The following is a 13,708-nucleotide window of genomic DNA, read 5'->3' on the forward strand; positions in this document are numbered from 1 at the left end:
ATTCCAAATAATTAAGTCTTTCTACAAATTTCGACACCTTCTCCACAAAAAAAACTTCTTAACCTAATAGTTAAGAAGTAAAGATTCTTAAAAGACAGTCAACAATGTTTTTTCGCCAATGCTGGTAATCTAACCATACTGTACAAAACGGCTGCTGCCGGCATCAACACCGCAATGAGCCAGTCGTCTGTAAGCACTCCGTAAAAAATACCATAGGCCGCTCCTTGTATAAACAAAATTTGTCTTAGCCAACTTGTAAAAGCTGTTATTTTCACACTCGGTTTTATCGGATAGATAATATAACTTACATTCCACTTATATTGTGTGAAGAGTGTAAACAGCTGAAGTGCCAGCATTTGAAAGAATAGAATTACAACCGCTAAATGCCACCAGCCCTTGGGTATGAGATACAAAAACAAAAAGCCGATCAAGATCAGTCGAGCAAACAGCCCAAAATAATCGCCTAACCGAAGAAAAGTCTTCATGTAGAGGGCAGACATAGCATTCCGTTTTTTGAAGGAAAAAGTCCCGATGCTATTCAGCCAAGGTCTTTTATTAACCATCTGCTTAAGAGCTGGAACATCAGTAAAGAGGTTCACAAGACGATACCCTTTCATCTTCAGCGTCTGTTCTTCAGCAAGCAGGAGTTCCCACTGATAGCCATGCATTTTCTTAAAGATACCAAACACAAAATTCTTAAGTACATACATAATCGCAAACATTGCAATGAGGAAAAGATATGCTTCCTTAAAAAGAAGAAATACATAAACAAAATTAACCATAAAACGGATGATTCGATAATTTAATTGATGGCTTTTATAAGGCAATCTTCTTTCTTCCCAAGCGACGAATAAGTTAAATACTTTCGATACAATTAAGAAGAAGCCGAAAACAACATACATCTTCCAGCCATCGACAATAAAAACCTGAACGATCGGCCACATAAGCGTGAATAAGAAAAGTGTTGAAAAACCGCCGCTTGCCATCGCCGATGATAAACTTTTAGAAAAATAGTTTTTCATGCCCGATTCAACAGGCAGTAAAAAGACGAGGTCCCCTTCTTTCAGCAGCGTACGGATAGGGCTTCTTGTCAGCCAAAACGAAAACACAACCGTTAAGATTAATACTGCAGGAAACTGTTCCGGAAGTGCTTTTAGCAGTTTCGCATAATAAACGCTTCCAATAATGATAAGTAAGAACGCAGAAACGATAAGTCCGCTGTTCGCCATTAAACTGAAGTACTTTAACTTTTCGGTCAAGTGGGCGCTTTGACGTTTTTTCCATAATTTTTTTACATCAATCATGTCACATTTCCCCGTGCTACATACAGATAGATCTCATCAAGTGTTGCATCTTCTAATCCGCTTTTTGCTCTCAATTCCTGCAATGTCCCGCTGAGAACCAATCTGCCTTCATGCATGATTAAGAAGCGATCACAATATCTTTCTGCTGTTGAAAGAATATGAGTAGACATCAGCACACCCGCACCGCTGTTTTTAAACGTGACCATATACTCTAAGAAAGACTGAATTCCGAGCGGATCAAGACCAACAAATGGTTCATCAACTATGTACAGTTTAGGTTCAACGAGCAGCGCACATAAAATCATAACCTTTTGCTTCATACCTTTTGAAAATTGACTCGGAAACCACTTAATTTTATTGTCCATCCGAAACTCTTCTAACAGCGGTCTAACCCTTGTTAAAAAGGTTTGTTCTTCCATTCCATAAGCCATTGCTGTTAGCTCCAGATGCTCCCACAATGTGAGTTCATCGTAAAGGATCGGCATTTCGGGTATGTATGTGAATTGAGACCGATATTCTTCCGGTTCTTCTCTAAACGTTTGTCCATTGATTTTTGAACTGCCTGACATAGGTTCCATCAGCCCAAGAACGTGCTTAATAGTCGTACTCTTGCCCGCACCGTTTAATCCAATCAATCCAACGATTTCACTTTCATTTATATTAAAATTAAGATTATGAATAACGGGCTGGTTGGGCAAATAACCGCCTGTGAGTTCAGTAACTTCAAGGATAGGCTTCATTTGGTTTCCTTCCTTTTCTCATAATATCTCCATTTACCTATTATTTGCCAAATCTGTTTTTTTACCCTAAGAAGCAGGCATAGGTGTTGGAGTTGGTTTTGCGTAGCCATCTTTATAATTTTCATCAACCATTTTCCTGATTTCTAATGCACTTTTGCCTGCCTCTGCTTGCTGCATACTATAAGCTGCAATCTCAAGACAAGTTCCGCACTTCGTTCCATGATCATCCCATACAATCTGACCGTCTTCTTTGTTGTCTGCAATAAAACAATCATAATTATTTTTATGCCCGGCTGATTCTCCGCATCCACAATAACATGGCATTGACTCGAGAACATTTTTATAATGAGGAACAGCCGAATAGATCGATGCGATTTCTTTTGGCTGCTTATCCAAAAAAGCTGGCAAAGAATCCATCGAAGCCGTTAACTCTTGAATATCTCCATTTGCAGTGTGCTCAGTGTGTTGACTATGACTGTTTTTTTCTTGTGATGACTGGCTGTGTTCATTATGGTTTTTGTGATCATTATCCTTTTGATTGCCACATCCAGAAATAAGAAAACCAGCCGCAAGGGTCATCGTCAAAATAAGCTGCTTCTTTTTCACGAATATACCTCCTTCTGTTGTTCTTCTCTAATCATAGCTTAAACTTTCATCGATTTTCCAATTTTATATGTATAACCTGTGAGAGTTAATGGACAAAATAGAGACGAAGAAGGTATCCCCCCTTCTTCAAGGAGAAAGATGCAACGGTAAAGATTTTGTTATGTCACTTTTAAGGAGATGGTTCTCTTGGACTATTCAGTGCTTGAGCAATTTCAAATTCTTAATAATGAGGTGCATGGCTAAAAAATCTCATTGTTTTGTTTTCATGTTCTCCTTTCTTCTCTAACCTCTATAAGAAGGAGAGTTCTATTTTATAATAGGACTCTTCTTCTTTATTTTTGTCTGCTTTCGTAATCCATGTTGTTTTTGGAAGTGGTTGTTTTCCGTTCCAGGTGCTCGCTTTTCGCGGGGCAGGCGGTGAGCCACTTCCGCTTTTCGGACTGCCGCCAGTCTCGCCCCTTCCCCTTCAATCAACTTGTCAATGATGATTACTGACTAACAAATTCAAAAGCAAAAAGCATTTAGAAACAATATTTGTTCTGATGTCATTGTGTGATATGATAAGAAAAAAAATTGAGGTGAGCCACTTGTCCCACGATTCAAATTGCATTTTCTGTAAAATAGTTTCAGGTGATATCCCTGCCTACAAAGTGTATGAAGATGAGAATGTTCTAGCTTTTCTCGACATCAGTCAAGTGACAAAAGGACATACTCTTATCGTTCCGAAAGAACACTCAAAAGATATTTATGAACTTCCTGAAGAAACAGCAGCTAAACTATTCTCTGTTGTTCCAAAAATCGCTGCTGGTATTAAACAAACGTTTAATCCGATTGGTTTAAATTTGTTGAACAACAATGGTGAATCCGCAGGACAATCAGTTTTTCATTACCACATGCACTTCATACCACGCTATGGTACAGGAGATGGTTTTGGAGCTGTTTGGAAAACTCAAGACTTGCCAGCAGATGAAATGAAAGAAATCGCACAGAACATCAAAGAAAAAATCGCTGAATAAGCGTACATAGTGAAGCTGCCTCATTCCAGGCAGTTTTTTTCATACTTTCATCAAACTCAATCTTAAGGAGGAGAAGAATGGAACGCATCTTTTTTCAACCAGGACCAACAACTTTGCCAAAAGAGGTACTTAGCCGAGCAAAAGCAGAATGGGATGACTTTGAAGAAACAGGTTTGAACATCATGGAACACAGCCACAGAGGAAAGTCTTATGAAACTGTTCATGACCAAGCAAAAGAACGTTTAAAACGGTTAATGGACATACCAGAATCCCACGATGTCCTGTTCCTTCAAGGCGGTGCAAGCCTTCAATTTGCAATGGTACCGATGAATCTGATCGAAAAAGGAAAAACAGCGAAATATGTAATAACCGGATCATGGTCAGAAAAAGCCTATAAAGAATCCTCAAAAATCGGACCGAGCGATATCGTATCCTCAGGAAAAGACACACAATACAGCACAATACCCAATATGGATTATCAGGCAAATGATGAAGATGCATACTTGCATATCACATCTAACAATACGATTTATGGAACACAATGGCCTGATCTGAATATTTTCTCCCACCCTAATCTTGTTGCAGACATGTCGAGTGACATTTTAAGCAGACCTATAAATGTATCGGATTATGCCCTTATCTATGCCGGTGCCCAAAAAAATTTAGGTCCTTCTGGTGTAACGGCAGTAATCATACGCAAAGACCTTTTACATGAAAATGAAAAACTCCCGAATATATTGTCATATCACATCCATGCAAAAAACAACTCTCTATATAACACACCTCCTGTATATTCTATTTACCTGCTCAATCTAGTTCTTCAATGGGTAGAAGAGCAAGGAGGCGTTGCTGAAATGGAAGCACGAAACAAGCAAAAAGCAAAAGCGATCTATGATGTGATTGATGCGAGTTCGGGCTTTTATCAGGGGTACGCTTCACCAGAATCACGCTCACTTATGAATATTACTTTTACTTTAGAAAATGATGAATTAGAAAAACAGTTTATTCATGAATGTGAACAAAGCGGTATTTTCGGATTAAAAGGGCATCGTTCTGTCGGTGGTTTTAGAGCATCCGTATACAACAGTGTTCCGCTTGAATCGTGTGAAAAACTTGCTAAATTCATGGTTCAATTTCAGGAAAAATACGGGAAATAAGCAGTTTCCCTTTTCATAACACCTAATATTTGTTACCATTAGGATACTTCGCAATAGGCTAACAGGGCACTATTGGAAGGAAATTAAGCTTTAGAAACAGCTGAGGAGAGATGAGAAATGAATACAAAAACATTAGCTTTAACATCAGTACTTATCGCATTAGGATATGTTCTACACACGGTGGTCCCGCCATTATTTTTCGGGATGAAACCTGATTTGCTGCTCGTAATGATGTTTTTAGCCATTATATTAACACCGACAAAGAAAAACGTTCTTGTTGCAAGTATGGCAGCAGGAGTGATCTCCGCTTTAACAACTGGAATGCCTGGCGGCCAGATCGCGAACTTAATTGAAAAACCAATAACAGCCTTTATTTTTCTAGGAATGTTCCTGCTTGCTAAAAAAGTAAAAGTAAATGCATTAAGTACAGTATTATTAACGGTAATCGGAACTATCATCAGTGGAACAGTGTTTCTGCTAGTAGCTATGCTTGTTGCTGGCCTGCCAGGATCACTTTTAAGTTTCATCGGCATGATCGTACTTCCTACAAGTGCCGTCAGCGGATTGATTATGTTCTTTATCTATCCGGTGGCAAACCGTTTCTCAAAACGTACTAGTGCTGCAGCATAATAAAAAAAGCCAGCTCCATTTACGGAGCTGGCTTTATATATGAGTCTTCTTCTGTTTTCTCCCACGTTTGGTATGCTGCGATCTCACCGGATAGGGTCTTAAATAGAAATGCTAGAACCGTAGCATCATCTAATAAACCAGCACCTATTAAAAAATCCGGAACTGCATCAATCGGGCTAACGAAATACAAAAGGCTTGCTACAATAAGGAGCATGGATTTTTTTGAGATATTTCGATAATCTCCCCTTTTATAAGACCTTACTAACCTTACAAGAGCTTTGACTTGTTCACCCAGTTCCCTTAATCCTTGTTTATCAGTTTGAGTCGTTTTATTTTCTGCATTCGTCACTAATTCTCCTGTTTTTGACGAACTTTCTAATACATTATTAGCTTTTTCTTTCATCTTATTAAAGTAATTGCCGATCGTATTTTTTTTCATATTAAGAATCCCTCCTATCGGGTTTTAATTATGTATACCCTCTTTTTATATTCTTCGTCAAATCATAAAACTCTTTTTTCCTTCTTTTTATTCAACCACAAATTTAGCCATAACTATTTAAATTACAACAAGTTTAGACATGTGTGGAATTATATAAATTTGGCTTTGTTAGTATTTTTCATCTCTTTAAACTTATGTAATAACAAGAATTTTATCGAAATATAACAAATGAAAGTGTCTTTTTTCGTTTGTCCGAACGTGCCGAAATCTATCGGGAAATATTTTTATATTCGTCATTTTTCTTCATAGGATTATAAGAGATATTCACGAATTTATAAGATATTAAAGGAATGAGGAGGAATTTTAAGATGTCAAAATCAAAATCTATCGTTGTTGGTTTCGCCCTCGGTTCTGTTGTAACGGCTGCAGCAACTTTGCTGTCAACTCCTAAGGCTGGGAAAGAAGTTCGAAAAGATATTAAAGTAAATGTAGATAAGATGAAATCTACCTTCTCTACGATTAAGCGCGACGGTATCCAGCTTAAAGAAAAGATCAAATTTGCAAAAAAACAAAAACAAGAAGCGTTACAGGAAACTGCAGCTTCTACTCTTGAAATGATGGAAGAAGAAATGGCGCAAGAACAGAAATAACACTCAAAAAAATTCTCCCCTTATGGAGAATTTTTTTCTTTAACTTTTATAATATGAAGTGCCTGACTTTCATACTATTTGAGTTTATTTGGGTATATCTATTTTCCTAAAAAATAAGCAAAAATTGAAAAATTTTACTTTCTTATTATAGGGAATACTGGCATAATGAGGAATAGGATGTGTTTTATAAGATGGAGGGGCAATATAAAGATGAACAAAGATCAGTTGTATAGTTTTAAAGAAGCTATGATCTATAGCCACAAACTTGCACAAATCAGTAAAGCATTATGGAAAAGCGTCGAAAAAGACTGGCAGAACTGGGTTAAAGATTATGGTTTGAACATTAATGAACATCACATTCTTTGGATCGCTCATCATTTGGAAGGGGCTTCAATTTCCGATATAGCAAAATTCGGTGTGATGCATGTTTCTACTGCGTTCAACTTTTCAAAGAAACTTGAGGAACAAGGTTACCTTACTTTTTCGAAAAAAGAAAACGATAAGAGAAATACATATATTTGTTTAACTCCAAAAGGTGAAGAGTTACTTCTTCAATCATTAAGTACTTACGATCCGGCAAAATTCGGAGTATTCAGTGCTTCTATGCCAATTAAAGATCTTTTCGGTAATTTTCCTGAGTTTCCAGAATTGATGTCAATTATCCGTAATTTATACGGTGATGATTTTATGTCTATTTTCAGCAAACTTGAAGATAAAATCGAAACAACTATGAACGAACAACAAAACGCTGCCCCTATAATAGCAGTAGAAGAAATTGCATCTTCTCATTCGTAACGCATAGATAACTCATATAATTTATTCATTAATGTAATGTATTTATCTTGCTGCAATAAAGCTGAAATCGTCTCTCTAGGATTAAGTTTTGACGTTAGCATACCAGCAAAGTGAATTAAGAGCGGTGTGTAATGAACAAAACCCTCTTCAGACTGCATAAAAAAAATCTTCTCAAGCTCATCGCAAAGAAGGATGATATCATCTACTTCTTTTTCGGTGAGCTTTTTCTCCATTACTAGCCTAAAAAATGGATACAGAGAAAAATCGACACTTTCAATGGTTAACTTATTATAGAATTCAAGCCTTTCCAGTCGTTCTTCAACCGTCTCCATACATACCCTGCTTTCTAGTCAATCAATGTCTATATTATAATCGAATTCCACATATTTGGATATGACGATTTAATGAATACATCGCCTGGCGTTCCTCTATATACTGGAAAGACCCCGTTTTCAGGATTAAAGGCTTCGTTGGTTGGATCATGCATTTCTTTTAAAGGATTACCATCTACTTTTGTTTGATTGAACTCTGTTTTTGTCTGATCATGCACCTTTTTTGTTTGATTGCACTTTGTTTTTGTCTGATCATGCACCTTATTGCTAGTAACGTATCACACTCTTTCATGCTCGAAAAAAAACTGGCGCAAGAAAATGTAGTTTCTACACAACTTGCCCCAGCTTTGTTATTGATCAGTCGTATATACACCAAACTGAATGGAATTTTTCTTAAGATCAAATTCTTCGGTTTTTACTTCATATCCTTTTTGAGCTTTCATGTCTGTGACTCTCATCAATATACTTTCATCTGCCGGATAGACGTCTACCCATTCCGGAAAATTGATGGCATTCTGAAGCAATGAAAACACTTCATCACCCGGCAACGGAAACCGGCCAACTTGTAAATCTTTTTCTTTCAGCAGCAAATCGCCGTTTTCCATCACTTCTGGTTCAAAATTAATTTGGTAAGGGAGCTCTTGTTTAAATACTACGAACGAACCCTTCAAAACTATATCATCTTTAAAGTTTACATATGCATTAACATTTGGTGCTTTTTTCTTCAATTCTTTATTAATTAAATCTTCCACTTGTTCCTTTTCAGTATGTACACTTAATAGTTTCTTGTTCTTTAAATCGCCAGCATTTAACTGGTCACGATCGAGATGCCCTCCCTCTGGATCAGCAAAGAGTAAATACAGTATTGTCGCTGGAATTGCTAATGTAATAATTAATAGTAAAAAAAAGGCTGCTTTCCATTTCCTCATATTCTCTCCCCTTACAAGTTAGTAATTTTTCTATTCATATTCCACTTATTTTGGTAAAGTTAAACATAGTTACTGTTGGAGGTTATAATATGACTGGACCTATATTTGTATTTTTAGCACCTGTCTTTTTATTTGTATTTAACACCTTAACACACAATCTTTTGACTGACAAAAATCTGTCCAGACAACAGCAAGATTCCGTTTACCGTACGATTAATGTGTGTATTACCATTCTTCTCATTTCTTCCTATCTTTCAAACGTTTTTAATTAAAAATTTACATAGTAAAAAGGGGGAATCCGACTGCATTCCCCCTTGTGTTTCTTTAACAAACATACGCTGCACCTATCATAATGAGAAATAAAAATAACACTACGATTAGCGCGAAACTGCCGCCGATAAGTCTTGCCTGTCTTTACTCTCCCGATTAAGAGCAGGATGCTGCAAGACTCGCTAAATTATATTAGCAGCACCAAGCAGCTCCTACGATAATCAAAAGAATAAACAACACAACAATCAATGCGAAACCTCTACCATGTCCGCCCATTTAAGCCACCTCCTTATCTTTCTGTACACTATCCTATGCACCTTAAGTTAGACACGCATAGGCCGTTGCCCTGACAGCTTGAATTTTTCATTTATTCACCATTTAGCAAAAAAGAATAGCGCCTATAATGATGAGAAGAATAAATAGAACAACAATTAATGCAAAGCCTCCCCCATGACCAAAACCCATCATCATACCCTCCTTTTTCTTTCTACATATCATATAGTGATGCGCCCTGTTTTGATTAGACGAACGCCCGGTTTTTTAAAATATTTTTTGATTTTTTTTATAAAAAAAAGCTGTATTACACTTTTTCAGCTGAATTAATGTGTAAATTTTCTCATATTTCGTGTCATGAATAGGAATACACGCAGAGTTTATGCTATAGTAAAAGATGTTAAATTATTACTTCATAGTAGGAGTGTTTGCCAAATGAAAAAATGGATATTAGCAGCAGGGTTAACAGCAGGATTAATCTCTTTATCTGCATGTAATAATTCAGGGGCTGATTCAGAAAAAATCGTTGAATCAAAAGCTGGAGATATCACTAAAGAAGAGTTTTACAATAAAATGAAAGAACAATACGGAGATCAAGTGCTTAACTCAATGATCGACGAGAAAGTACTTGAAGATAAATACAAAGTAACAGACAAAGAAATCGATAAAGAAATCGACAAGATCAAGAAAGAACTAGGCGGAGAAGATGCGTTCAAACAAGCACTTCAACAAAACGGTTTAACAGATGAAAAGCAATTAAAAGAACGTGTTAAATCTATGATTCTTAATGAAAAAGCATCAACTGACGGTGTTAAAGTTTCAGAGAGTGAAATGAAAAAAGCATTCAATGAAAAATACAAAACAGAAGTAAAAGCTAGCCACATCCTTGTTGATGATGAGAAAACAGCTAAAGAAGTTCAAAAGAAATTAAATGAAGGCGGAGATTTCGCTAAACTTGCAGAGGAATACTCTAAAGATCCTGGCTCTAAATCTAAAGGCGGAGATCTTGGTTACTTCGGAAAAGGCGCTATGGTACCAGAATTCGAGAAAGTAGCATTTACTCTTGATAAAGGTGAAGTTAGTGACCTGGTTAAATCTGATTACGGTGTTCACATCATTAAAGTAACGGACAAGCGTGAAAACAAGTTTGAAGATAAGAAAGCTCAAATCGAAAAAGAATTGAAACAACAAAAAGCAAAACCAATAACTGAAATTCTTGAAAAACTTCGCAAAAAAGCGGACGTTGAGATCAAAGATAAAGTTCTAAAGAAGAAGATCGAAGAAAAAGCAAAACAACCTCAGCAACCACAAATGCCACAACAATAATGATTGATAAGAAACCAGCCCCTTTTCATCGGGGCTGGTTTTTTTACGTCAAAAATAAAAAAACAAGTACCGAAAAAACAAAAAAAAAAACGACTCAGAAGTGGTCAAATTCACTTTTGAGTCGTCTCTTTTTTTTGAATATTTTATTCACCAGAAGCTCTTGGTCCCGCTTCCTCCATGTCACGATTTTCATTTAACGCAAGTTCGAGCTGCTGTTCCATTCCCATCGCTTTTTCAATTCGCTCCATGTACACTTTTCCTTCTTCTTCAATCAATCGTAATTCTCTTTCGCGATCTTCCTGAAAAGAAATGACGGACCGATATCCACTATAAATAATGCCGCAAAGTACAAAATACATCCACCACGGAGTGGCTATAAAGATCTCCCCTACTCCTGCTGCGTATTCTTTTAAAACAAATGCTGCAATGAGTATGGCACCAAAAAATAAAGCAGCGTATCCTTTCATCGATAAACTCCCCCTTAAGTTAGACAAGCTTTTAACTTATTCTATGAGAGGAATTTAAAAGATATGTCAGGAAACAACAGGCTCTGATTTCGTTTTTGCTGTCGATTGCTCTTTTTTCTCAAATGCTCTAAACATAATGTAGTAGATTCCTGCACTCACCATAGCTAAAATAAACAGCACATAGAACGTATTGTGAAAGCCTATCCACATTGTTAACGGTATTGTAATTGGTGCTATCGTACGTCCGATTGAAAAACGAAGACCCGCAGCTGCAAAATATTGACCTCTCATATTCTCTGGCGCAAGTTTTGAAATAAAGCTTTCTTGAATACCCACTACCATGAGTTCAGCTGTAGTAAAGATTACCATCGCGCCGAAAAGTACCCACATGATCGTAGTGCCTCCAAATACAAGCATCGATACACCGTACAACAAAGTAGATAAAATGAATACTCTGCCTTCATTGAAGCGGTTCATCCATTTTGCAATCCAAACCGTGCATAAGGCAACGAGCAATCCATTTAACGAAATCAGATAACCAAATACTTTTTCACCAGTTAAAGAAAAATCCCAGTTCCCTAGAGAAAGCAAAGTCTGTTCAGGCACCTTTTCAGTCGTATAAACGGCAAGCAATAAGTCCATTTGCATAAAAGTTTGTGCAACTAGAATACCCGCTAATACAAAAAGCAAAAATAGCTTATCGCTTGCAATAACGCGATAATCCTTTAGCTGTGCCCAGACAGCTTCATGCCACTTCTTTTCTGTACCCACTTGCTCAAGAATCTCTTTTTTCACTGGTACGGTTTCTCGAATATACTTAGCCAATACAATTGCAAGGACGATACTTACGAGTAAGCAGGCTAAAAGCAGTTCAAACCGGTAAGAGAAGAAGAAGATACTTCCCAATATAGGACCAAAAACAACAGAAATGTTAATGGAAGTATAAAACACTGCAAATACTTCGCTTCTATTCTTCTCTTCTACTACATCAGCAATCATCGCATGACTAGCCGGCCAGTAGAGAGAGCCGAACAATCCTAAAGCCGAAAAGGCGATAAAAGTTAAAACCGGTGAATCGAGCCAAGGAGAGTTTGCAAGTACAAAGAACACAAACGTTGCAGCCTGCCCCCATGCCGATATCACCATCATCTTTTTACGTCCGTACCTGTCTGCACAATAGCCGCCAACTAGGTTTGTGATAACTCCTACGATTTGTGAAAGAACAAGCAGAATACCTGCCGTTTCTTTTCCTAGCTCATCTGAAAAATAGATGGCCATAAACGGGAAGAACATCCAGAATAATAGATTTACAAAAAACTCTCCGATCAAACGGACTTTAATATTTGTATCCCAGTCTTTCCATTTCATGCTGTCCACTCTTTTCTCTCATTTATTATTGATAAAAAAATTTTCATGTACCTTCTTATTGAGCCTATGGAATGAACATTGGGTTTTTGAAAACCATTTGTTAATTGCAACTGAGTTCCCTTGCTTATCAATTCACAAATAAAAAAGCCCATAGGTATGCACTCCAAACTTGCGCATACTACAGGCTTTTAAAATAAAAGGCTGAGATGACACAAGGAAGATTGCTCAAAAGAAGGTAGAACGCATAACAAAACAAACCTATCCTAAAAAGGAGTTGGTAGTTATTTTGCTAAGTTGCCTGCCTTAATTTGAACAATGATTTCCATGAGTCACTGCCTCCTGATTTGTTTTCTACATTTCCAAATTTACCACAATTTGAAATTTTTCACAATTGTTTTGTTTCGATTAATTTTTGGCAAATTCTGCATGAAAAAGAGGTTTGTACAATGATCTGTTTTCAAGTGCAAACTGCTTCTCAGTAAACTCACCTGGCTGTATTTTATCAAGTGCACGATCCATCATATTCATTCTTGCATCAAAATTATCAATCATATGAAGGATTTCTGCCTCCCTGATCAAAGGCTGTTTCGGGCTTCCCCATTCCGGTTTGCTATGATGACTTAGCACGAGATGCTGGAGAACTGTAACTTCTTCGCCTGCTATCTCCAGTTCATTGGCAGTCATACCGATTTCATTAACCATAATCGTAATATGACCAAGTAGCTTACCTTCCAATGTATATGAAGCCGCTACTGGCCCTGATAATTCAATGACCTTACCAAGATCGTGCAAGATAATCCCTGAATAAAGCAAGTCAGTATCCAAAGAAGGATAAAGCTGACTGAATGACCGAGCCATATTTAGCATGGAAACCACGTGAAAAGCCAATCCTGATACAAATTCATGATGATTCTTAACAGCTGCCGGATATTCCAGAAACTCATTTTGATATTTCTTTAATAGATGTCTCGTAATTCGCTGGATATTTGGATTTTTCATCTCAAATATGTACTTAGTAATCGTCTCAACCATTTCCTCTTGAGTAAGTGGAGCCGTTTCAAGAAAATCACTGATTTTCACACCATCAAGTTCCGTTGCAGGGCGGATCGCTTTAAGCTTCAGTTGCATTTTCCCTCTATAATTGCCCATCTCACCAGAGAGTTTTACGATCTCTTGAGCAGCATACAGCCCCTCATCTTCAGGTGAACTATCCCATAATTTCGCTTCTACATCTCCTGTTTGATCTTGCAAGATCAAGGTTAGAAAAGGTTTCCCATTACTGGCAGTTCCTTTAACAGAGGATTTAACCAAAAAGAAACCGTCTACCATCTCTCCTACTTTATAAAAAGCAAGTCCTTTTTTCATTGTTCCACCCCGCCTTTCTTTGTTTAAGTATATCATAACGA

At 37.2% G+C, this 13,708-nt stretch carries 19 protein-coding genes; 7 read left to right on the forward strand and 12 right to left on the reverse strand.

Going from position 1 to position 13,708, the window contains the following annotated elements:
* Positions 1-98: 98 nt before the first annotated feature.
* The 3 genes from RGB74_RS16290 to RGB74_RS16300 form a co-directional block, all read right to left on the reverse strand.
* Complete coding sequence (locus RGB74_RS16290; RefSeq protein WP_310760341.1) at positions 99-1,304, reverse strand: ABC transporter permease; 1,206 nt, start codon at positions 1,302-1,304, stop codon at positions 99-101.
* The gene (locus tag RGB74_RS16295) at positions 1,301-2,044 is read right to left on the reverse strand and encodes an ABC transporter ATP-binding protein (RefSeq protein WP_310760342.1); all 744 of its coding nucleotides are present in this window, start codon (positions 2,042-2,044) and stop codon (positions 1,301-1,303) included. The genes RGB74_RS16290 and RGB74_RS16295 overlap by 4 nt, the downstream gene beginning before the upstream one ends.
* A 66-nt stretch (positions 2,045-2,110) precedes the next feature.
* Positions 2,111-2,650 carry a PCYCGC motif-containing (lipo)protein gene (locus RGB74_RS16300; RefSeq protein WP_310760343.1) on the reverse strand — a complete coding sequence of 180 codons (540 nt, stop codon included), beginning with the start codon at positions 2,648-2,650 and terminating at the stop codon, positions 2,111-2,113.
* Between the two features lie 587 nt (positions 2,651-3,237).
* Here RGB74_RS16300 and RGB74_RS16305 point away from each other — a divergent pair.
* The 3 genes from RGB74_RS16305 (at position 3,238) to RGB74_RS16315 (ending at position 5,453) form a co-directional block, all read left to right on the forward strand.
* Entirely contained in the window at positions 3,238-3,666 is a 429-nt protein-coding gene (locus RGB74_RS16305; RefSeq protein WP_310760344.1) for an HIT family protein, read from the forward strand.
* A 77-nt stretch (positions 3,667-3,743) separates the two neighbouring features.
* Positions 3,744-4,823 carry a phosphoserine transaminase gene (gene serC / locus RGB74_RS16310; protein ID WP_310760345.1) on the forward strand — a complete coding sequence of 360 codons (1,080 nt, stop codon included), beginning with the start codon at positions 3,744-3,746 and terminating at the stop codon, positions 4,821-4,823.
* Positions 4,824-4,940: 117 nt separating this feature from the next.
* The gene (locus tag RGB74_RS16315; protein WP_310760346.1) at positions 4,941-5,453 is read left to right on the forward strand and encodes a tryptophan transporter; all 513 of its coding nucleotides are present in this window, start codon (positions 4,941-4,943) and stop codon (positions 5,451-5,453) included.
* A gap of 19 nt (positions 5,454-5,472) precedes the next feature.
* On the opposite strand, the gene RGB74_RS16320 is transcribed toward RGB74_RS16315, so the two are convergent.
* Positions 5,473-5,892, reverse strand: a complete 420-nt coding sequence (locus RGB74_RS16320; RefSeq protein WP_310760347.1) for a YkvA family protein — start codon at positions 5,890-5,892, stop codon at positions 5,473-5,475.
* A gap of 368 nt (positions 5,893-6,260) precedes the next feature.
* Between RGB74_RS16320 and RGB74_RS16325 the strand changes: the two genes are divergently transcribed.
* Together RGB74_RS16325 and RGB74_RS16330 are read left to right on the forward strand one after the other, a co-directional pair.
* On the forward strand, positions 6,261-6,542 hold the full coding sequence (locus tag RGB74_RS16325) for a YtxH domain-containing protein (RefSeq protein WP_310760348.1): 282 nt from the start codon (positions 6,261-6,263) through the stop codon (positions 6,540-6,542).
* A 210-nt stretch (positions 6,543-6,752) separates the two neighbouring features.
* Positions 6,753-7,337 carry an HTH-type transcriptional regulator Hpr gene (locus tag RGB74_RS16330; RefSeq protein WP_310760349.1) on the forward strand — a complete coding sequence of 195 codons (585 nt, stop codon included), beginning with the start codon at positions 6,753-6,755 and terminating at the stop codon, positions 7,335-7,337.
* On the opposite strand, the gene RGB74_RS16335 is transcribed toward RGB74_RS16330, so the two are convergent.
* Positions 7,328-7,669 (reverse strand): DUF1878 family protein, encoded by a 342-nt coding sequence (locus tag RGB74_RS16335; RefSeq protein ID WP_310760350.1) that lies wholly within the window; start codon positions 7,667-7,669, stop codon positions 7,328-7,330. The two genes, RGB74_RS16330 and RGB74_RS16335, sit on opposite strands and share 10 nt — an antisense overlap.
* Before the next feature lie 350 nt (positions 7,670-8,019).
* On the reverse strand, positions 8,020-8,598 hold the full coding sequence (locus tag RGB74_RS16340) for a YpmS family protein (RefSeq protein ID WP_310760351.1): 579 nt from the start codon (positions 8,596-8,598) through the stop codon (positions 8,020-8,022).
* Positions 8,599-8,687: 89 nt separating this feature from the next.
* Between RGB74_RS16340 and RGB74_RS16345 the strand changes: the two genes are divergently transcribed.
* The gene (locus RGB74_RS16345) at positions 8,688-8,870 is read left to right on the forward strand and encodes a hypothetical protein (RefSeq protein ID WP_310760352.1); all 183 of its coding nucleotides are present in this window, start codon (positions 8,688-8,690) and stop codon (positions 8,868-8,870) included.
* Positions 8,871-8,922: 52 nt separating this feature from the next.
* On the opposite strand, the gene RGB74_RS16350 is transcribed toward RGB74_RS16345, so the two are convergent.
* The 3 genes from RGB74_RS16350 to RGB74_RS16360 form a co-directional block, all read right to left on the reverse strand.
* Complete coding sequence (locus RGB74_RS16350) at positions 8,923-8,997, reverse strand: YjcZ family sporulation protein (RefSeq protein WP_310762910.1); 75 nt, start codon at positions 8,995-8,997, stop codon at positions 8,923-8,925.
* A 63-nt stretch (positions 8,998-9,060) separates the two neighbouring features.
* Positions 9,061-9,144, reverse strand: coding sequence for a YjcZ family sporulation protein (locus RGB74_RS16355; protein WP_310257340.1), 84 nt, complete (start codon positions 9,142-9,144; stop codon positions 9,061-9,063).
* Positions 9,145-9,246: 102 nt separating this feature from the next.
* Positions 9,247-9,336: a YjcZ family sporulation protein gene (locus RGB74_RS16360; RefSeq protein WP_396135985.1), complete on the reverse strand. Its 90-nt coding sequence runs from the start codon at positions 9,334-9,336 to the stop codon at positions 9,247-9,249.
* A 240-nt stretch (positions 9,337-9,576) separates the two neighbouring features.
* Here RGB74_RS16360 and RGB74_RS16365 point away from each other — a divergent pair, with 240 nt between their 5' ends.
* Positions 9,577-10,467, forward strand: coding sequence for a peptidylprolyl isomerase (locus tag RGB74_RS16365; RefSeq protein WP_310760353.1), 891 nt, complete (start codon positions 9,577-9,579; stop codon positions 10,465-10,467).
* Positions 10,468-10,610: 143 nt separating this feature from the next.
* Here RGB74_RS16365 and RGB74_RS16370 read toward each other — a convergent pair whose 3' ends face one another.
* The 3 genes from RGB74_RS16370 to yhaM form a co-directional block, all read right to left on the reverse strand.
* Positions 10,611-10,934: a sporulation YhaL family protein gene (locus RGB74_RS16370; protein WP_310760354.1), complete on the reverse strand. Its 324-nt coding sequence runs from the start codon at positions 10,932-10,934 to the stop codon at positions 10,611-10,613.
* A 66-nt stretch (positions 10,935-11,000) separates the two neighbouring features.
* Positions 11,001-12,302 (reverse strand): MDR family MFS transporter, encoded by a 1,302-nt coding sequence (locus RGB74_RS16375; RefSeq protein ID WP_310760355.1) that lies wholly within the window; start codon positions 12,300-12,302, stop codon positions 11,001-11,003.
* A 405-nt stretch (positions 12,303-12,707) separates the two neighbouring features.
* Entirely contained in the window at positions 12,708-13,667 is a 960-nt protein-coding gene (gene yhaM / locus RGB74_RS16380) for a 3'-5' exoribonuclease YhaM (RefSeq protein WP_310760356.1), read from the reverse strand.
* Positions 13,668-13,708: the final 41 nt, after the last annotated feature.

The sequence above is a fragment of the Bacillus sp. NEB1478 genome, assembly GCF_031582965.1.
In the GTDB taxonomy this organism is placed as follows: domain Bacteria; phylum Bacillota; class Bacilli; order Bacillales; family Fictibacillaceae; genus Fictibacillus.